Here is a 20,647-nt window from a genome sequence, read left to right on the forward strand (position 1 = left end):
GGCCGAATAATGGACGGGTTCTCGCAGCGTGTATACGATGTCTTTTCTCCTATCGCAATTGTTGGCGTAGGAGCTTTGTTTCCGGAAGCAAAAAATGCTGATGAATACTGGAGCAATATTGTTAAAGGCAAGGATTGCCTGAAGGATGTGCCGGAGACCCATTGGAAAATCTCCGATTATTACGATCCAAATCCTTCAACGCCTGACAAAACCTATGCGCGCCGGGGCGGCTTCATTCCTGAAACGGCCTTCAACCCCGTCGAGTTCGGTCTGCCGCCGTCTCAGCTTGATGTTACTGACATTCTGCAGATCCTCAGCCTCAGCGTTGCCAAGCAGACATTTCTGGATGCGGGCTACGAGCATGCCAAGCTGAACCGCGAAAAGACCGGCGTGGTGCTCGGTATTACCGGTGCCAATTCGCTAGTGACGCCGCTGACCTCGCGCCTGCAATATCCGCTGTGGCAGAAGGTTTTGGAGAGCCGGGGCCTTCCCAAGGCCCAGGTTGACGATATCGTCGAGACGCTGAAGCTTGCCTACGCGCCTTGGGAGGAAAACTCCTTCCCCGGCATGCTGGGCAATGTCGTCGCCGGACGCATCGCCAACCGCTTCGACCTTGGCGGTATCAATTGCACGGTGGATGCGGCCTGCGCCAGTTCGCTGGCGGCCATGCGCATGGCCATCGATGAGCTACATAGCGGTCGCGCCGACATGATGCTGACCGGCGGCTGCGATGCCGAAAACACCATCCTGATGTATATGTGCTTTTCCAAGACGCCCGCCTTCAGCAAGAAGGGGGTGATTTCGCCGTTCGACGAGAATTCCGACGGCACGTTGATTGGCGAAGGCATCGGCATGATGCTGCTGAAGCGGCTGGAAGATGCTGAACGCGATGGCGACCAGGTTTATGCCGTCATCAAGGGTCTCGGTTCGGCCAGCGATGGCAAGTTCAAGAGCATTTACGCACCGCGCGCCGCTGGACAGGTCAAGGCGCTGCAACGCGCCTATCAGCAGGCGGGCATTTCTCCTCATGATGTTGATCTTTGGGAAGCCCATGGTACCGGCACGGCGGTTGGCGATGCGACCGAAGTGGATGGTCTCAAGACCTTCTTGAAAAGCTGGGACAATGATGGGTCTTCTTCGCCCATCGCACTCGGCTCGGTCAAATCGCAGATCGGCCATACCAAGGCAGCAGCGGGTGCGGCTTCCGCCATCAAGGCAGCGCTTGCCTTGCAGCACGGCGTCCTGCCCCCGACCATCAATGTTAACCGGCCCGATCCGAAGCTGGGTCTGGACGAGACGGCGCTCTATCTGAATTCCACGGCGCGTCCATGGTTCCGCGATCCAAAGACCGCCAAGCGCCGAGTTGGCGTCAGCGCCTTCGGCTTTGGTGGCACGAATTTCCATCTGGTCCTTGAGGAAGCACCACAGACCGCAAAGGCACCGAAGCTGCGCAGCGTCCTGCCACGACCCATCGTCGTCGCAGCCCCGACTGTCGCTGCTTTGCGCAAGCGTTGTGAAGAGCTTCTCACCGCCACAGGCGAAACGGCCTGGCCTTTCGAGGTTGCAATTCCGGCGAACCATCCGCGTCTGGGCCTGGTGGCCGCAGACGAGACCAGCCGTCGCGCTTTGTTGAGTGAAGCGATTTCGCTGCTCGACAGCCGCCCAGCCACAGCCGAATGGCGTCATCCAAAGGGCATCACTTTCCGCCCCAGTGCATTTGAAAACGCTAAGCTGGCCGGCTTGTTTGCCGGGCAGGGGTCGCAGCATCCCAATATGGGCCGGATGGCGGCGGTTGCCATTCCGGCGCTCGGCGATTTCGTCGGTGCTGCCGATACCTTGTTTGCCAAGGACGGTGCTCAGCCCCTCAGCCAGGTCATGTATCCGATCCCGGCCTTTGATGATGCGGATCGCAAGGCCCAGGAACAGGCATTGCGCCGCACGCAATATGCCCAGACAGCAATCGGCGCACTGTCGGCAGGCCATTATCGCTGGCTGCAAAATCTCGGCCTCAAGCTGGAAGCCGTGGCTGGCCACAGCTTCGGCGAATTGACAGCGCTTTGGGCTTCCGGGGCCTTGAGCGATGCCGATTTCTCAAGCCTGGCCAAGGCGCGTGGCGATGCCATGGCTGCTGTAACCGGCGACGGCGCTGGCACGATGACGGCTGTCAAGGCTGGTCGTGAGCAATTGGAAAGCCTGATTGCCGCCACCAAGGGCAGCGTTCATTTCTGCAATCTGAATACGCCGAAGCAGACTGTAGTTGGCGGAGCAGTTGAGGCCATCGAGAAATTCGAGGCCGACCTCAAGGCTGCCTCAATCGGCTTTGTCCGGTTGAATGTTGCCGGGGCATTTCACACGCCGCAGGTCGAAGGTGCCGTCACGGCATTTGCCGAGCGGATCGACCAGACCAGTTTTGCCGTGCCGCAGATCCCGGTTTATGCCAATCGCAATGGCAAGCCTTATGCTGCATCGGCTGCCGATGTCGCGGCCCAGCTCAAGGGGCAATTGCGCGAGCCTGTCGAATTCATCAAGATTATCGAGCAGATGTATGCCGATGGCATCCGGGTGTTCATCGAGTTCGGCCCGCGCTCGACGCTGTCGAAAATGACCGCCGATATTCTCGGCGACCGGCCTCACCTGGCAATTGCGCTTGACCATGGTCAGCCGGACAAGGCGGATGCCGGTCTGATCGAAGCGGTGGTGGATCTGGCGGTTGCCGGTATTGCACTTGAAAGCCCGGTCGGGACCGAAGGCCTTATCGAGGCGCCGGCCAAGAAGGGTGAGATCAATCTGAATGGCATGAATTACGTGTCACCGTCTCGCAAGGAGGCCTTTGCTAAGGCGCTGGCCAATCCAGTCGTCGTTGCCCCCAAACCGGTTCCCACGCCGCCACAGCCTGTCGCCGCAAAGCCGCTGGCTGCTGCCCCCGCGCCTGTCCGGTCGGAACCAGCAAAGCCAGTCGCTGCAAATGTCGCGTTCGGCGTTCCGGCATCATCCCCGGTGCCTTCAATGAAAGCGGCATCCGTGCAAAAGCCGTCCGAGCCTTTGGCACCCAAACAAGCCGTTGCCCTGACGGCGCCTGCCTCCAGATCGTCATTTGCGGAGAAACCCATGTCCATCCTGAAGAATGAATCCTCTTCCGAGCCAGCTGTGGCTCTCGGTGGTGGCGATATCGTCGCTGAATTGGCGCGGTCCAATGGCGAATTGCATCGCGAATATCTCAAATTCGAGCAAAGCGCCCTGCAAGCCCTGGTGCACAATGCAGGCGAGTTGAGCGCTGCCCATGTCGATATGCTCTGCGAGATCCACGAGGAAACCAACCTCACCCACCGTGAATTCATGCGCAGCCTGCCCAGCCTGTTCCTTGGTCAGGGCGAATTGCCAGCTGCCCGCGTCAGGACGGTCGAGCATGAGCCTGCAAGGCATGAACCCGTCAAACGGATGATTGAAACCGCCGTCGCCCATGCCGCACCTGTTGCCGCAGCCAAACCGGCGGTCACAGCCAAGGCATTTGAGCCGGTCGCCACTCCTGTTCAGCCCCCAGCCGCCAAACCGGTTTCCGTGGCACCGCCCGCTCCCGTGGTGGCAAAGCCTGTTGCCGCGCCGGTTGCACAAGCCGCGGCTCATGCTGCTGCATCCGCTGCGCCAGCGGCGGTTGTCCGCGATACCTTGTTGGCTGTCGTCAGCGAAAAGACCGGCTATCCGGCAGAAGTCATCGACCTCGACATGGATCTCGAAGCCGATCTCGGTATCGACTCGATTAAGCGCGTCGAAATCCTCGGCTCTCTGAAAGAGCGCCTGCCGCAAATGGCGGAGCTTTCCCCTGATCGTATGGGTGAGCTGCGCACGCTGGCCCAAATTCTCGAACTGGCAGGCTCTGCGTCCCCGGCGCTTCAAGCCTCTGCCACTCCGGCCGCGCAGCACGCTGCTGCGTCCATCGTCGCCCCGACACCAGCGGCATTCGCCCCGGCTGTCGCGGCCGGAGCCATCCGGGAAACCTTGCTGGCGGTTGTCAGTGAAAAGACCGGTTATCCCGCTGATGTCATTGATCTTGAAATGGATCTCGAAGCCGATCTCGGCATCGACTCGATCAAGCGCGTGGAAATCCTTGGCTCGCTGAAAGAGCGCCTGCCGCAAATGGCCGAACTTTCTCCTGATCGCATGGGTGAGCTGCGCACGCTGGCCCAAATCCTCGAACTCGCCGGTTCCGTCGCTCCTGCTCCGGTCGCACAGCCCGCCGCCATATCTATCGCTACTCCCGTATCGGCGGCGACCTCTCCTGCTGTTGCGGCCGGAGCCGTGCGGGAAGCCCTGCTGTCTGTCGTCAGCGAAAAGACCGGCTATCCCGCCGATGTCATCGACCTCGACATGGACCTCGAAGCCGATCTCGGCATCGACTCGATCAAGCGTGTGGAAATCCTCGGCTCGCTGAAAGAGCGCCTGCCGCAAATGGCCGAACTTTCTCCTGACCGCATGGGTGAATTGCGCACGCTGGCCCAAATTCTGGCATTGGCTACCCAGGGTGCTGTCGCTGATGCGCCTGCTGTCTCCGCAGCGGCACCGGTCCCGGCAACGGTCGCTGTCCCGGCGCTCGCTCCGACACAGACAGTTGTTCCTGAAACTGCCGGGTTGCCTGCTGGCGCTGTCCGCGAAGCACTTCTCGCCGTCGTCAGTGAAAAGACCGGTTATCCAACCGATGTCATCGATCTGGATATGGACCTCGAAGCTGATCTCGGCATCGACTCGATCAAGCGTGTGGAAATTCTCGGCGCCTTGAAAGAACGCCTGCCGCAAATGGCGGAACTTTCGCCTGACCGTATGGGTGAATTGCGTACCCTGGCCCAAATTCTGACCCTTGCTGAAGGTGAGGCTTCAAACGCTGGGGAACCCCAGCAGAAAGAGGCAGCTCTCGCTTCTTTTAAGGATGGTGACGATCTGATCGGGCGCGGTGTCGTCACCCTTTTGCCAGCTCCGCTCGATCTGGTGACGCAACAGGCCTTTCAAAAGGGGGCAAAGTTTCTACTGACCGGTACCGATGATGCACTGATCCTTGCCCTTCAGAAGGGATTGAAAAGCAAGGGTATCGAAGCTGTCTGGCTGCGGTTCGAAGGCAAGGTTTCCTCTAAGGCTGGTCCGCAATTGGCGGCTGGCAAGGACGAGGCCGAACTGAAACAGCAATTCGAAGCTCAGGGTCCTTGGGATGGGGTGATCTATGTTCATCCCAAGACAATCGACAACGCGCTCCCCGGCGCTGAAAGTGACGCATCGGTCCTCTGGCTGAAACGGGCCTTGCTGCTCGCCAAGCTGTCGATTACGCCGCTCACGGCGCGGGCTTCCCAGGGTCGCACGGTGTTCATGACGCTGTCGCGGATGGATGGAGCCCTCGGCTACCGGGATGGCAGCCTTGCAACGGTGGCATCCGGTGCCTTGTCCGGCCTGGTCAAGACTTACGCCGCCGAAGCACCGCATATCTTTGCCCGCGCCGTCGATATCGCGCCGCAGATCGAAGATGCTGCTGCTGCCGATCTGCTGGTGCAGGAAGTCTTCGATGCCCGCCATAGCATCACCGAAATCGGTCTTGACGGGCAGGGACGCTGGAAGCCCTCCATCGAGGCGATTTCCTCCAGCGATGCGGTGACGGTTGCCGATCCCGATGAATTGTTCATCGTCACCGGTGGTGCGCGGGGTGTGACAGCCGATTGCGTGTTGGCCCTGGCCTCTGCCGCTCCTCGTCGCTTCCTCCTGCTCGGTCGCTCCGCCCTTGAAGCCGAACCGGCCTGGGCTGCGGGTCTCGAAACCGACGCGCAATTGAAGGGTGGAGCCCTTGCCGCACTGCGCGAAGGGAAAGCGCCGGTGACGCCGAAGCTGATCGATCAGACCGTGCGTGGGGTTCTGGCGGGCCGTGAAATCCGCCAGTTGCTGGCCGCACTGGAAAAGCTCGGCAGCCATGCCAGCTATCTGTCGCTCGATATTTCCTCTCCGGCGATTTCCAGCCTTGGCGATCACCCCGAAATTCAGAAGGCCGCGAAAATCAGCCTTGTGCATGGGGCTGGCGCGCTTGCCGATGCGGCAATTGCTCAGAAGAAAATCAGCGAAATGGACCGTGTCTTCACACCGAAAATCTTCGGTCTGGCCGGTCTGATCAAGGCGCTGACGGGCAAACCCTTCCACCGCGTCCTGCTGTTTTCCTCGGTTGCCGGTCTGTTTGGCAATCCAGGTCAGGCCGACTACGCCATGGCCAATGAAATGCTCAACCGTTTCGCCGCCAGCCAATCGGTGAAGGGCGTCGATGTCCGGGCGATCAATTGGGGTCCGTGGCTTGGCGGCATGGTCACACCGGAAATCCGCGATATCTTCATGAAACGCGGCGTTCCGATCATCCCACGCGATATCGGCGGCCAATTCTTTGCCCGGGAAACCGCCATGCCTCTGCCAGCAACCGGTGCAGTCCTGGTGGGTGGGTTGAAGCCTATCAATGCCCGTTTCGTTCCCTTTGCCGAATTGCCGCAGGCACCAAGACGTCTGGCGCTCAGCGGTCACGACTGGACGAAATCCTTGCTCTTGGCCGATCATCAGATCAAGGGACGTCCCGTCGTCCCCGCCGCCTTCGTGCTTGGTCTGGTGGCCGATGGGTTGGAAAGCCTGCTTCCAGGCTGGACCTTCTCGGGCTTCGATCAGTTCAACGTGTTGAACGGCCTTGTCATCAACAAGGATTGGCGCGGTGATTTCGAACTGTCGCTCAGCGCACTCCGCGCCGAGACGGAAGAAACCATCCGGCTGGATGTGATGCTGGCCGATGGGTCTGGTCGTCCACGCTACAAGGCGGACAATATCCTGCTGCGCAAGGCCGCCTTCGCGCCGCCACAGCCGGGCAAAGCTCTGCCGTCGCTGGAACCCTCGACGCCTGCCAATGGCTTTTATTCTGATGGCACGCTGTTCCATGGCGAGAGCCTGCAAATGCTCAAGACCTACAGGAAGCTGGAAACCGCGAGCTACCTGTTCCGCATCGCTCAGCCAGCGGCCATCCATAGTGCGGCACTGAATGGATTTGCAGACAGCACATTGCTGGATGCCGTCTCCGTCGATGCCGTGCTGCAAGCAGCGCTGGCCGCGACGCGGCTGGAAGCCGATAGCCCAAGCCTGCCGATGCGGCTTGGATCGGCGACGCTGACGAGCCGGCCTGAGCCGGGATCAGATTGGCTGATTGCCGCTCGCCTCAAGGCTAGCCGCGCCCAGGAGCTGGATTGGGAACTGACCGGCTACGACCTTGATGGCCGCTTGCAGATGCAATTGGTGGCAACCACGGTCAAGCGGGACGAGGCACCGTCTGGCGCGCAGGGATCGAAATCCGTCGAGGCCGTTAAATGAGCCGCATCGCGATCACCGCCCTGTCGCTCTGCTTTCCGGGCGCTAACGACCTGGATAGTTACTGGCGCAACCTCCTTGCAAAAAACGACTCCCGCTCGACGGGCGGGGTCAAGGACTTCCGGATCGACCCTTTCTATCTCAGGGATAGTCAGGAGGATGTTGATCAGGTTCGCTGGCTCCGCGGCGGCTTCGTCGATCTGGACGAGGTGACCAAGGGGCTTTCGGACGAAGGCGGCGACGGCCTCGATCTGCCTTGGCAATTGGCCCGGCGGGTTGCCGAAGAAGCCTTGCAGACCAGCAGGCTTGGCGAGCGGGTCGATCTTGGCCGGGTTGGCATGGTGCTTGGTAATTATACCTTCCCGACCTTCGCCTCCAACAATGCCGTTGTCCCGGTCTGGGAGCGGGAAATCGCCGCAGGGCTGGAAGACGGTCTCGGGCTTTCGCCCGGGACGTTGGTGGACACGTCCTTGACGGCACCGCCTGCCGAGCATGGTGTGCTCAGCGCCGATGGCATCTATGCCGTGACACGCGGCTTGAGCCTCGGTGGCCCAAGCTTCAGCCTTGACGCTGCGTGTTCTTCCTCCCTTTACGCCATCGAACTTGCGTCCAGCTATTTGCGGAGCGGTCATGCGGATGCCATGCTGGCGGGGGGCGTTTGCCTGCCGGATCCCTGGCTGATCCATGTTTCCTTCGGCGATCTCGGCGCTTTTCCCAACAATGGCGTCAGCCAGCCCTTCGACAGCACGTCGGATGGTATCGTCACGGGTCAGGGCGCCAGCGTTGTCGTGCTGCGGCGGCTGGAAGATGCGCTGCGCGACAATGACGTGATCCTTGCGGTCATTGAAAGTGTCGGTCTGTCCAATGACGGCACTGGTCAGCATATGCTTGTCCCCAATGCCGATGGCCAGCGATTGGCCTATCAGCGCGCCTATGCCCGCACCGGCGTGCAGCCTGAAGAGATTGATTACGTCGAATGCCATGCCACCGGCACGCCGCTTGGCGACCGCACAGAACTGACATCGCTGCAACGCTTTTTCGGCGCGGATAAGCAGCACTTCCCGCTAATCGGATCGGTCAAGGCCAATGTCGGCCATCTTCTGACCGTGGCGGGCATGAGCAGTCTGGCCAAGGTTATCCTGGCCATGCAGGAAGGCACCATTCCGGCGACGCCCGGCATTGGAAAATTGCAAAAAAGCATGGACGCGCCAGGCATGGAGCAGCGGCTGGTGGTCGAAAACCAGAGCTGGCCGACACAGGCTGGCAAGCGTCATGCGGCCATTTCCGCCTTCGGCTTTGGCGGCACTAATGCGCATATGATCGTCTCCGATGACCGGACGTTCTCAGGGGAACGGACGCAAGGAGATAATGGCGCTACAAAAACCCTCCAACCGCCGCCGCTGGAAATCCGGGGCATGGCCGCCCATTACGGCAATGCCGCCAGCCTCCAGGCCTTTGAAGCGGCGTCTTTCGGCGGGGAACCCGTCTGGGCGGAACCGTCCAGCCGCCGCTGGCGTGGCGCTACGGTAACTGCCGATGCGCCGCCTCAGGCTGCCATCAATGCCTATGATATCGATTTTCTGCGCAACCGCATTCCGCCAGCGGAAACCGAAGCCTTCAACGCCCAGCAGGGACTGGTGCTGAAGGTGGCCAATGAGGCGCTGTCCGATGCTGGCTATGGCCATATCGGCGAAAAGCGCTCCGCCCGCCCGGTAGCGGTGCTGGTGGTGTTGGAACTGGACCTGAGCGCCCATCTGCGCCGTGGCCGCACGCTGGTGCCGGATTGGATTGACCAGGCGCTGGCGGGCCAAGGTCTTCGCCTCAGTGAGGATGAACGCCAAGGCCTGATCGAGGCCTGCAAACGCGCTGTTCTGGGGCCGCTGCGCTCCACGGAAATCACCAGTTATATCGGCAATATCTGTGCAAGCCGCATTGCCTCGCAATGGAATTTCACCGGACCGGTCTTCACGCTTTCTGCCGGTATGCTGGGCGTTGCCTATGCTATTGAACAGGCCGGGTTGATGATTGCCGATGACAAGGCGGAAGCAGCGCTGATCGTCGCGGTTGATCTCAATGCCGGGCTGGAAGCCTATGCGCTGGAACAAGCCGGGACCCCTGGCGCGAGTGCACAAGCCGCCAAATCCTTAGGCGATGGTGCAGGCGCAATCCTGCTTGCTCCCGCCGGTTTGGGCGCAAGTGCTGCGCCCTATGCGGTTCTTGATCACATCTCCATCCGTCACGTGGGCAACGGTGAGGACAGTGCCGTCGCGGTGGCGCTGGCGACCATCGCCGATGGTCATCGTCTCGATCTGATGGACATGGCCGGGCAGATCGGCGGCGATGGTGTGGAGCTGGCAGCAGTTTCCGCCCATGCTCCCGGTGCCATTGTCTGCGGTGTTGAACATTTGAGCGGTCATTGCAAGGTTGCCCAACCGATGGCGGCCCTGATCCGGGCGGCGCTATGTCTGTCGGGCCGCTATCTTCCGGCCACGCCCCCGGCCTGGCTGAATGCGGAGACGAGCCAGCCTTTGGCGGTTGCCATCGAACAGGCCGGACTTGGACTTCTGGCCGAAAGCGTGCCGTGGACGCGCCAGGAGCGGAGCCGTCCGCTTGTCGCGGGCGTGGGTGCCGCTGGACCATTCGGCAGCTACGCCGCCTTCCGTCTCAGCGAAGCGGTGGTGGAAACCCTGCGCCAGCCGGAAGCGGATTACCCACCCTTCCTGCCGGTCGCAGCCGAGAACCGGGGAGCCCTGGTGGGTGTTCTGGCTACGGTCATCGCTGCGCTTGAACAGGGAACGCCATGGCAGGCATTGCAAACCGAAGCCTTGGCCAATCTTCGTGAAAGGCCCAGTGCACGGGTGTTGGTCCTGTCCGGTCGAGACCCGGCGCAATTGCTGACCGAAGCGCGTCAGGCGCAGAAATTCCTGGGTGAAGGCCAAGGGGTGGAGTTCCAGACACCAGCGGGTAGCTATTTTACCGACCGGCCCCAGGGCGCAGAGGGCAAGATCGCCTTCATGTATCCCGGTGGTTTCAACAGCTATCCGCATATGGGACGGACGCTATTGCGTCGTTACCCGGACAGCCTGCGCGCTTTCGAGCAATTCGTTGATGATCCGGCAGCAACGCTCTGCCATGACCAGCTCTATCCGCGCCATAAGCCTGGGCAGGACGCGACTGTGCGGTTGATGCAGACCGAAGCCGGGATGCAGCAGGACATCGCGGCGATGATGAAAACCGGCGTCGGTTTTGCCCTGATGTATACCGCCTTGCTGCGGGACCAGTTCGGTGTGCAGGCTCATGGTGCGCTTGGCTATTCCATGGGCGAAGTCAGCATGCTGTTTGCCAATGGCATCTGGCCGATAGACCAGCATGGCTTGCGCAACGACCTGCCACTGTTCGAAACTTCGATTGGCGGTCCCCGTCAGGCGGTGCGTGACACATTCGGTATCGGACCTGAGGTTCGTGACAATCAGGTCTGGTCGAGTTATGTGCTGCTTGCTCCGGTGGAGACGGTGCGCGACGCGATTGCCCCCCGTGCCGATGTGTTCATCACCCATGTCAATGGCCCCAAGGAAGTGGTGATTGCCGGTCTGCCCGCAGCCGTGACGGCTGTGGTCAAGCAATTGGACGGCTATTCCGCCTATCGCAGTCCGGTCTCGCATGTCCTGCATGTGCCGCTGCTGCAAAGGGTGGCGCATCAGATTTCCGCCCTGCACGATCATCCGACCACCGCACCTCCGGACAATCTGCATCTTTATACCACCTCGACCTATGGGCGGATGACGGATTTCAGCCGTGAGGGCCTGTCGCGGACCATTACCGATGTGATGTGCTCCGAGGTGGATTTCGTGCGGCTGGTCGATATGGCCTATGACGATGGCTACCGGATCTTCATCGAATGCGGACCTTCGGCCACATGCAGTCGCTGGGTGAATTCGTGCCTTGCGGGGCGGGATTATCTGTCGATCAATCTCAACCAGCGTGGTGCCGACGATGGGCGCAGCCTGCTTGCGGCTCTGGCCCGGCTGGTTTCTCACGGTGTCAGGGTCGATCTTACCAGCCTGGTGCCTGGGGTGAAGGCCGAGCGCTCCAAAACAGTCATCAGCCTGCAACCGGGTGGTGCCGCTCTGCGCGCAACTGCTAGTGAAACGGTCAGGCCGCTGGAAACCAAACCCGTTGTGGCGCTGCCATTCGCGCCCAGCGCTGTAGCAAGCTCTATTGCTTGGGGACCGACGGCAGCCTTCATCCTCGAAGGCACCAGCCTGGTTCACGAATTGTTGGATGACAACACCCAAGACGACGACACCCAAGACGAAATCCAGCCGGACGATCAGCCAGCAAGACCAAGTCCCGGTCTTCCATCTCTTTCCCCGAAACCTGTCGAAGCGGATCAACCATTCATGGCCAAGAATATTACCATCAGCCAGGATAAGTCTCAGCGGATCGCCCAGGCTGTCGAAGCCTTTTTGCAGCGCCAGCGCCTCGGCCATCAAACTTTCCTGCAAACCCAATCCGACCTCGTGCAGATCTGGCGTGAGCATGCCGGAAATGGGGCACATGGAAATGGGTCACACAGTGTACGGCCGGGTCAGCGTAGCCTGTCCCAACCGGCAACCATTGATGCCGCGCCTGCGGTGTTGGAGATCGAGGCACCTCAGCCAGTCGCCATTGCGCCTGCGCCAGTGCGCACACCAGCACCTGTTGCCACGGCCACCGTGCTGCCCACTAGCGCCCGTGAAAAGCAGGAAAATGGCTGGTTTCTGGACGAACAGGATCTGTTGACCTTTGCCAGCGGCAAGGTTGCCGATGCCTTGGGCGCGCAATTTGCGCCAATCGATGATTATCCGGTTCGGGTTCGTCTGCCAGCGCCGCCCTATTTCTTCGTGTCGCGCGTTACCAAGGTCGATGCCAAGTTCGGCGAATACAAGCCTTGCTCGCTGACAACAGAATATGATGTTCCAGCCGATGCCTGGTATCTGATCGACGGCCAGATGCCGCCCGGCATTGCGGTGGAATCCGGCCAGTCCGATTTGTTGCTGGTCGCGCTGCTGGGAATTGACTTCAAGAACAAGGGTGTCCGCAAATACCGGCTTCTGGATGGGCGGTTGAGCTTTTACGGTCGCCTGCCGCAGGCGGGCAGCACGCTGCGCTTTGATATCACCATCGACCGGTTCGTCTGGCAGGGCGATGGTCTGCTGTTCTTCTTCCGCTATGACGGCTATGTCGATGGCGAACTGGCGCTGCAATTGCACAGCGGTTGCGCCGGTTTCTTCACCGAGGACGAGCTGAATGCCGGTGGCGGCGTGGTCATCAAGCAGCCGCCCGCAGCCCCGCTCACCTTGGTCAAACCCCTTCTGCCACGGGTGCGCGAAACGCTGGAAAAATCCGATCTGGTGGCGCTGTCCGAGGGGCGGATCGGCGAGATCTTTGGCCCCGGTTCGCAGCATCCGGAAAGCGGCAGCTCCATTCGCCTGCCGCCCGAAATGCTGCTGATGATCGACCGCGTCACAGATATCGGCTCCTGGCAGGGCGAACACTATGTGATGGAGGCCGAGAAGAGCTTTGACGCCGATGGCTGGTATTATACCTCGCATTTTGTTGATGATCCGGTTCTGCCGGGCTCGCTGATTGCCGAAGGTGCGACCCAGCTGCTCAAGGTCTATCTGATTGCCAATGGCATGCATCAATGCTTTGCCGATGGGGTGTTTGAGCCGGTCACACACCGCGAAATGCAGATCACCGTGCGTGGCCAGATCACCCCTGAGGTGAAGAAGGTCCACTACAAGCTGTTCATTCAAGAAAGCGCCTTGTTGCCGCGCCCCTATGTAATTGCCGATGTGCTGATCTATGACGAGCATGGCAAGCCGCTGGTGCGGGTGTCCAATCTCGGCTTGCAGGTGGTGGAAAAGCCTGGGGTCTCGGTTGAGCCGCGCTTTGGCGATCCGACCTGGTTCAGCGGACGCAAGACCAAGAGCGGTGAGAAGGTCGTGCTCAATGAAATGAGCATGCACCACGCCGCCAAGGGCGAATTGCGCATTGGTCTCGGCCCGGAATTCAACATTTACGGCGAGGAATTGCGCGCCCCGCATATTCCGAATGGTTGCTTCCAGTTTGTCGATCGCTGCCTGGAAACAACAGGCACGCGCGGCCAGCTGGTCCCCGGTGCCGTCATGGATACTGAATATGATGCGGCGGCCGACAGCTGGTATTTCCAGGAAAACAGCCATCCGCATATCCCGAATTTTGTGGTGCTGGAATCGGCGCTTCAGGCGGCCATTCTCAATGGCTATGCGCTGGGACCAACCCTGAAATATCCCGATAAGGAATATTCGATCCGCAATCTGGATGGCACGGCGGTCTATCTTTCCGACCCGGATGTGCGCGGCACGACGATCCGCCACAGCCAGAAACTGCTCAGCAATGCCATGGTGACGGATTCGATCCTGCAAAACTTCGATTTCAACCTGAAGGTTGATGGCCAGCCTTTCTATCAGGGCCAGTCTTCCTTCGGCTACTTCACCAAGCGGGCGCTCGAAAACCAGCTTGGCCTTGACCAGGGCAAGCTTAGCAAGTTCTGGTTGGAGGAAAACAGCGCGAAAACCGAGGAATTCGACCTTCTGAACCCTGCCTCCGCCCATCTGTTTGCTGGTACAGCGGACAAACCCCATTGGCGCTTGCCGCCCGGCCATCGGTTCCGGTTGCTGCATCAGGCAAGCCTGGTGCGCGAGGGCGGAAAGTTCGGCCTCGGCTATGTCAAGGGCGAGCGGATGATTGATGCGGGCGAATGGTATTTCACCAACCATTTCCACCGCGATCCGGTCATGCCCGGCTCACTGGGATTGGAAGCGATCCTGCAAGCCATGCAGCTCTTTGCCATCCAAACAGGTTTGGACGCGGGGATTGCCAATCCACGCTTCGGCATCGCGGTCGGCGTGCCCGTCAATTGGCGCTATCGCGGCCAGTTGCTGCGCACTGACAAGCGCATGGGCCTCGAAGTGCATATCAAGGAAATCCGCCGCGAAGACCAGGGTCTGGTGGTGATTGCCGATACCGATTTGTTCAATGACCGGCTGCGTATCTACGAAGCGCTGTCGATGAGCATTTCCATCAAGCCGGCTTAATCCAAGGAGGATATCATGACGATCAATGCACGATTTGAAGACGCCTCCGCAACGCCGGCTATTGTCTGGGACACCCCGTCAATCCGTCGGCAATTGCAAAAATTGGATCAACCTGGCTCAGTGGTCAGCGATGGTACCCGGCTTGGGGTGACCTCGGAACTGGAGCCGCTGGAAGCCGGTTTCAAAGTGGTCTGCCGCTATCCTGCCCTGGCGCCAAGTGCGCTGGGGGACCCGGATTTCCTGGCCCGCTACGATCTCAGCTTCCCCTATATGGCAGGCGCGATGGCAAATGGCATCGCCTCGCCGGACCTGGTTATTGCGCTGGCGCAGCAGGGCTTTCTGGCAAGCTATGGTGCGGGCGGTGTCCGGCTGGAGCAGGTCGATCAGGCGCTGGCCAAGATTACCTCGGCGCTTCAGGGCGCGCCATTTTCGGTCAATCTTATCCATAGCCCCAGCGAACCGGCCATGGAAAACGGCCTGATCGATATTCTGCTGCGCTATGGGGTCACCATTGTCGAAGCCTCCGCCTTCATGGGGTTGACGCCTGCACTGGTGCGCTACCGGGCGCTTGGCCTTCGTCGTACGGAGGATGGCAGCATCGAGATCGGCCATCGGCTGATCGCCAAGGTCTCCCGCTCGGAAGTGGCCTCGGTCTTTATGGAGCCAGCGCCGGAAAACATCTTGAAAAAGCTGCTGGTCCAAGGCGCGATCAGCGAGGAACAGGCGGCATTGGCTGCCCAGGTGCCGATTGCCGACGACATTACGGCTGAAGCCGATTCCGGTGGGCATACCGACCGCAGACCGTTGGTCGTGCTGCTGCCGATCCTGCTGCGGCAGGCGCAGAAAGTGGCCGAGAAAAACGGTTACGCCAAGCCGATCCGCATCGGTGTCGGTGGTGGGCTTGGCTCGCCCAAGGCAATTGCCGCCGCCTTTGCAACGGGTGCCGCCTATGTGGTGACCGGGTCGGTCAATCAGGCCTGTCAGGAATCCGGCTCGTCGCCTTCGGTGCGCGCCCTTCTGGCCAAATGCGGCTTTGCCGATACGACCATGGCACCGGCTGCTGATATGTTCGAGCTGGGGGTGGAGTTGCAGGTCTTGAAGCGTGGCACGCTGTTCGCCAGCCGCGCCAAGATGCTCTACGATCTCTATCGCCGCTATGACAGTCTGAATGCCCTGCCGGAACCGGTGGTGCAGGAGCTGGAGCAGAAGCTGTTCAAGCAAAGCCTTGCCGATGTCTGGCGGATGACGGCGGATTATTTCATTGGCCGCGACCCCAAACAGGTCACGGAGGCAGAGGCCGATCCGAAGCGCAAGATGGCGCTGGTGTTTCGCGCCTATCTCGGCAAGGCATCCCATTGGGCCAATGCCGGGGAAGAAGGCCGTCAGATCGACTACCAGATCTGGAGCGGTCCGGCGATTGGTGACTTTAACGAATGGACGGCTGGCACCTATCTGGAACAGGCGGAGGGACGCCGCGTGGTGGATGTCGCCACTCATCTGTTGCAGGGCGCGGCCTTTGAGACGCGGTTGCACTGGCTGGCCATGGCCGGTGTTCGCTTCCCCCATCCGATGTCCTATGAGATTGCGCCGCTATGACAACATCCGCCTTCTATCTCGACCGGTTGCGGACGCTGTTGGGCGATCCGCTTGAAGATGACCACCCCTTTTCCTTCGCCACTGCCGTGAAGGCCGATCTCACCGGCGATAGTCTGGATCTTCAGGCCACGGCGCTGGTCGAGTCCGGCTTTATCCGGCAGATCATTCCCGCCCATTGGAAGACGGGCGGGGAATTGGTGGATCTGGAAGCCGTGCTTGAAATGGCGCGCCTTCTGGCGGGCCGCAATCCATCGCTGATGCCCCGGCTGATGTATTCCATCGGGGCAATCACGGTGCTCGATCTGGCTGGCACCGAGGCGCAGCGCAAGATCCTGTCGGACTGGCTGCTTGCGGGCCACAGCGTAGCCCTTGCCGTCAACGAACCTGGCATTCGCAGCGATCTGATCAACAACCAGACAAAGGCGGAACGTCAGGGGGACTGGTATGTGATCAATGGCCGCAAATGGTTGGTCGGTCAGGCCGAAAAGGCGCGGGCCTTGATGGTCATGGCCAAGACGGGGGCAGGCGGACCGGCGGCCTTCTCGCTGTTTCTGATCGACCGTCAACCGCAATGGGAATCCACCCTGCCACATCCGCGAGCAGAGCTGTCCGGCATGCGCGGCATCGATGTCGCCGATGTCGATATCGATGTGGCCTGTGTCAATGTCGCAAAGCGGGTGGGTGGCGAAGGCGAAGGCATCGAGCTGGTATTTCGCGCCGAATCCGTCATCAAGCTTCTGTCGATTGGCGCCATGCTCGGTCCTTGCGAAAGCGCCTTGCGGCTGACCTATGGGGAGATAGCTAAGCAGGCCAATGGCGGCCATCCGCATCAGCATTTTCTGCTGGCCGGTGCCTATGCCGATTACCGGATCATGGACAGTGTCGCGAAAGCCGCAGCCCGCTTCGCGTCTTTCCGTCCGCAGCATTTTCCGGTGGCGGCGGCGGTCGCCAAACAGATCGCCCAGGAATTCAGCAGCCGGATTTTTACCAGCCTGATGGCAGCCCTGGGTGCTCGCTCGGTGCTGGCGCAGGAGCCGGTCTCGGCAATCCTGCAGAAATTGCGCCGCGACGGTGAAGTGGCGCAATATATGGATATCAATCCGCAGGTTAACCTCGGCATGTTGGCCAATCAATTGCCCAGTCTGACCAAGCGCCGCACCAAGCTGGAGCCGGGCCTTGCGGATGCGCTGTTTGCGCAATTGCAGGCGGAACTGTCACCGTCCTCGCCTTGCCCGGCCATGGTGCTTGCCAAGGTGCCGATGCTGAACAGGGCTGGTGAGCCATTGACGGATCTGTTGCCCGGCCTTGCCGAGCGGTTTGCCAAGGCGGCATCCGAACAAGACCGTGCGGTGGTGGACGCGCTGCATGAGGCAGAGGCACGGTTTGCCAGCTTGGAAGAGGGCATGGCTGAACTGCTGGCCCTGCGCCAGGGCGAACGGCCGGAAGCCGTCAATGCGGGAGCGCAATTTGCGCGGCTCTATGCCGTGTCCTGCTGCGCGCTATCGGCACTGGCTGAGGGCGGGGACGCGCTTCTGCCCTTCATGCTGCAACGCCTGCTGGCCGGTGATCGCTATGCCTTCGGCGGAGAAGATCGGTTCTATCAGGCGGCTTGGCATCGTCTTGCAGAGGCGATGGGGGCTGGTGAAGACGTTTATGGTGATGAAAGACGGCACGCTGCGGTTTAGCAGCGGTCGATGATTTCTCTCGTTTTTTCAGGTGGTCTCGATAGGGCCACGCAAGACATTTTGATCAGGAGTTTCAGATGCTATTTCCCGAGGTGAAGAAAAAAGGGTCTGCCGAGGTCCTGGCGACATTGCGGCAGCTGGATCTGGCCATGGGCGATCCGTGGGATACGGCAGCACCGGCCTCCTTCGCGCAGATCATGGCCGATGACGAAGCAGAGCGGTTCCCGGCCCGTCCCTATGATGCGCTGGTGGGCGAAAGCATCAGCCAATGGCTGGTACCGGAAGGTGCTGGCGGCATGATGTTTTCCTATCCGGAATCCCTGCAAATGTACCGGGCCATTGCCCGACGCGATATGACGCTGGCAACCATCGCCATCCTGCCCTTCATCGGCTATCTGGCGATTGTCACCTGCGGTACGGAAGAGCAGATCCGGGAATATGGACGCTTCGTCGCCTCCGGTGGCTCGATTTCCTGGGGATTGAGCGAAGGCCGTCATGGCAGCGACCTTCTGACCAACGAGACCACGGCGATCAAGGATGGTGAGTTCTACCGCGTCAACGGCGAGAAATGGCCGATTGGTTTTGCCGACCGGGCCGGTGCGATGATTGTTCACGCCCGCACCGACGAGGCGATTTCGCCGGTCTCTCACACCATGCTGATCGTTGATCGCAGTCATCTTGAGCGCAAGAACTACCGGGTTCTGCCCAATGAACGTCTTTACGGCGTGCGCGGCCTGCCGCTGGGCGGGGTGCGCTACGAGGATGCCAAGGTGCCGGTTGGTCAGGTGCTTGGCCGCGAAGGTGCGGGGCTGGAAGTGTCGCTGAAAAGCCAGCAATCCCTGCGGCTTGGCGTGGCTGCCATGTGCCTCGGCGCTGTCGATACCGGCTTGCGGCTGGCCTATGGCTTTGCTGCCAACCGAAGCCTCTATGGCAACCAGAAGGTGATCGAATTGCCGGTCAGCCGTCGCCAGATCGCCGATGCCTATGCCGATCTGATGATTTCGGAAATTATGGTCGCCTCTGCCACTCGGTTGGTGCATTGCCTGCCTCGCCAGCTTTTCCTCTATTCCTCTATTTCCAAATATCTGGTGCCGAAGCGGCTGGAACAATCGCTGCAAAGCCTGGCAACCGTGATTGGCGCGCGCTTCTACCTGCGCGATGGTTTCGGTCACGGCGTCTTCCAGAAGCTGCTGCGCGATATCGGCATGACCGGCTTTGTCGATGGCAATAGCTATGTGAACATGCGTGTCGTTGGCAGCCAGATGGAACTGGCGCTTGGCAAGGCGCTGGCCGCTCGTGAACAGCCGTTTGATGCAGCGCGCCGGGCGTTGCTGGATGATATCTACGATATCCGCCGCCCTGTGGGGCCGCCGCGCTGGAGCAAGCTCGGCCTGTCCGGCAATGGCGACGATATCAGTCTGGCTGGACTTCCCGATGCATTGCGTGAGTTGAAGCCGCTGGTGTCGGAGAGCGAATATGCGCTGGCATTGAGCGTGATGGATGAGGTCGTCAAGCTGGATCAGGCCCGGCGTGACGATCAGGCGAGACTTGGTCGCGGATTTTCCAACAGCGCCAATTTCTATGCATTGACGGACCGTTATTGCAGCCTGAATGCGGCCGCCTGCTGCATCCAGTTTGCCGTGGCCAACGCTGGTGGCATGCCTGCTTCCCTACCGGACGGATCGGGTTGGCTTGGCTATTGCCTGAAGCGGATCATGCACTGGATGTATCCGACTGAGTTCCTGCCGGAGCCGGAAGACGTGTCCGGCCTGATCGAGGTGATCGGTGATCTCTATCAGTCTAACCGGGCCTTCTCGGTCTTCCCCTTCGAATATGCGGGAAGCCGTGAAAGCATGGAACAGGGCGGCAAGCTGCTGACCAATAGTTGATACGCGAAGACATTGATGAAGGCTGCTTATGCGGCCTTCATCATGCCATCAGGCGAAAACGATCCGGGGAAAATAAAAGCTCACCACCCAGTTCGGCATATCGACCACTTCGCTGATCCTCAGGTCTCCGCAGACCGAGCAAAGCATATAGGCATCAACCGGGGCCATGCCGTGCTCGTCGGCCAGAAGATCGACCATCCGCATCACGGCCTCGCGGGCGCAGGTCATTAGGTCCGGGCCAATGCCGGTTGTCACCTCATAGCCCGCGCCGTCCAGATGCCGGGTGACGGGTTCGGTCACGGTAAAGCGCGGGCTTTGTAGGCTCATGCCCTTCACCAGATCCAGTGTCAGTTCCACATCCATCCGGCTTTCGATGGCGGTGCCGCACACTTCGCCATCGCCCTGGGCGGCATGGGTATCGCCGACCGAAAACAATCCGCCCTCGACCTCAACCGGCAGATAAAGCGTCACGCCCGCTGAGAGATCGCGAATATCGAGATTGCCGCCAACTCGGCGCGGTGGCACGACCGAATGCGGACCGGGGTCGGCTGGCGCAAGCCCGATGGTTCCGGCAAAGGGTTTCAGCGGCACTTTGCCGCCTGGGCCGTATAGGGCAGGGGCCATGGACACCGCATCATAGTGCCAGATATGCAGGGCCGGGTCCTTGAACTGATCGGCCAGCAGGCCAAAGCCCGGAATATTGGCGGTCCAGCCGAGACCGGAGGGATGAAACTTGCGGATGGAGATCTTGACCACATCGCCGGGCATGGCGCCCTCGATATAAACCGGGCCGGACACCGGGTTAATTCCGGCAAAATCCAGGGTCGCAAGGCTCGCAGCCGTTGCATCGGCGCCAAGCTGGCCGCCGGAGGCATCCATGCATTCAAACAGGATCGTTTCGCCGGGCTTTGCGACCAGCGCCGGTTTGAAATCCTTGTCCCAGCCAAAGTGATGCTGGGCGCGGTGGATGGTGTGGGTGCAGGCGATGCACATG

At 60.5% G+C, this 20,647-nt stretch carries 6 protein-coding genes; 5 read left to right on the forward strand and 1 reads right to left on the reverse strand.

Going from position 1 to position 20,647, the window contains the following annotated elements; genetic code table 11:
- The first annotated feature begins 9 nt into the window (after positions 1 to 9).
- From AVCG78_RS19940 to AVCG78_RS19960, 5 genes are all read left to right on the forward strand, one after another.
- Complete coding sequence (locus AVCG78_RS19940) at positions 10 to 7,365, forward strand: type I polyketide synthase (protein WP_156582605.1); 7,356 nt, start codon at positions 10 to 12, stop codon at positions 7,363 to 7,365.
- A complete protein-coding gene (locus AVCG78_RS19945) occupies positions 7,362 to 14,483 on the forward strand; it encodes a beta-ketoacyl synthase N-terminal-like domain-containing protein (RefSeq protein WP_071584427.1) in 7,122 nt (2,373 codons plus the stop codon). Before AVCG78_RS19940 ends, AVCG78_RS19945 begins: the two co-directional genes overlap by 4 nt.
- 15 nt (positions 14,484 to 14,498) lie before the next feature.
- A complete protein-coding gene (locus AVCG78_RS19950; RefSeq protein WP_071204030.1) occupies positions 14,499 to 16,079 on the forward strand; it encodes a PfaD family polyunsaturated fatty acid/polyketide biosynthesis protein in 1,581 nt (526 codons plus the stop codon).
- Positions 16,076 to 17,764: an acyl-CoA dehydrogenase family protein gene (locus AVCG78_RS19955; protein ID WP_071204032.1), complete on the forward strand. Its 1,689-nt coding sequence runs from the start codon at positions 16,076 to 16,078 to the stop codon at positions 17,762 to 17,764. The genes AVCG78_RS19950 and AVCG78_RS19955 overlap by 4 nt, the downstream gene beginning before the upstream one ends.
- A 77-nt stretch (positions 17,765 to 17,841) precedes the next feature.
- Positions 17,842 to 19,653 carry an acyl-CoA dehydrogenase family protein gene (locus AVCG78_RS19960; RefSeq protein WP_071204034.1) on the forward strand — a complete coding sequence of 604 codons (1,812 nt, stop codon included), beginning with the start codon at positions 17,842 to 17,844 and terminating at the stop codon, positions 19,651 to 19,653.
- Between the two features lie 48 nt (positions 19,654 to 19,701).
- On the opposite strand, the gene AVCG78_RS19965 is transcribed toward AVCG78_RS19960, so the two are convergent.
- A complete protein-coding gene (locus tag AVCG78_RS19965) occupies positions 19,702 to 20,646 on the reverse strand; it encodes an acetamidase/formamidase family protein (RefSeq protein WP_071584426.1) in 945 nt (314 codons plus the stop codon).
- Between the last annotated feature and the right edge of the window lies 1 nt (position 20,647).

This window comes from Gillisella vitis, assembly GCF_021559775.1.
GTDB classification, from domain to species: Bacteria; Pseudomonadota; Alphaproteobacteria; order Rhizobiales; family Rhizobiaceae; genus Allorhizobium; species Allorhizobium ampelinum.

Coding starts and splice junctions, on each gene's coding strand:
- AVCG78_RS19965 (WP_071584426.1), bottom strand. CDS start 20,646: ATGTGCATCGCCTGCACCCACACCATCCACCGCGCCCAGCATCACTTT.
- AVCG78_RS19945 (WP_071584427.1), top strand. CDS start 7,362: ATGAGCCGCATCGCGATCACCGCCCTGTCGCTCTGCTTTCCGGGCGCT.
- AVCG78_RS19960 (WP_071204034.1), top strand. CDS start 17,842: ATGCTATTTCCCGAGGTGAAGAAAAAAGGGTCTGCCGAGGTCCTGGCG.
- AVCG78_RS19950 (WP_071204030.1), top strand. CDS start 14,499: ATGACGATCAATGCACGATTTGAAGACGCCTCCGCAACGCCGGCTATT.
- AVCG78_RS19940 (WP_156582605.1), top strand. CDS start 10: ATGGACGGGTTCTCGCAGCGTGTATACGATGTCTTTTCTCCTATCGCA.
- AVCG78_RS19955 (WP_071204032.1), top strand. CDS start 16,076: ATGACAACATCCGCCTTCTATCTCGACCGGTTGCGGACGCTGTTGGGC.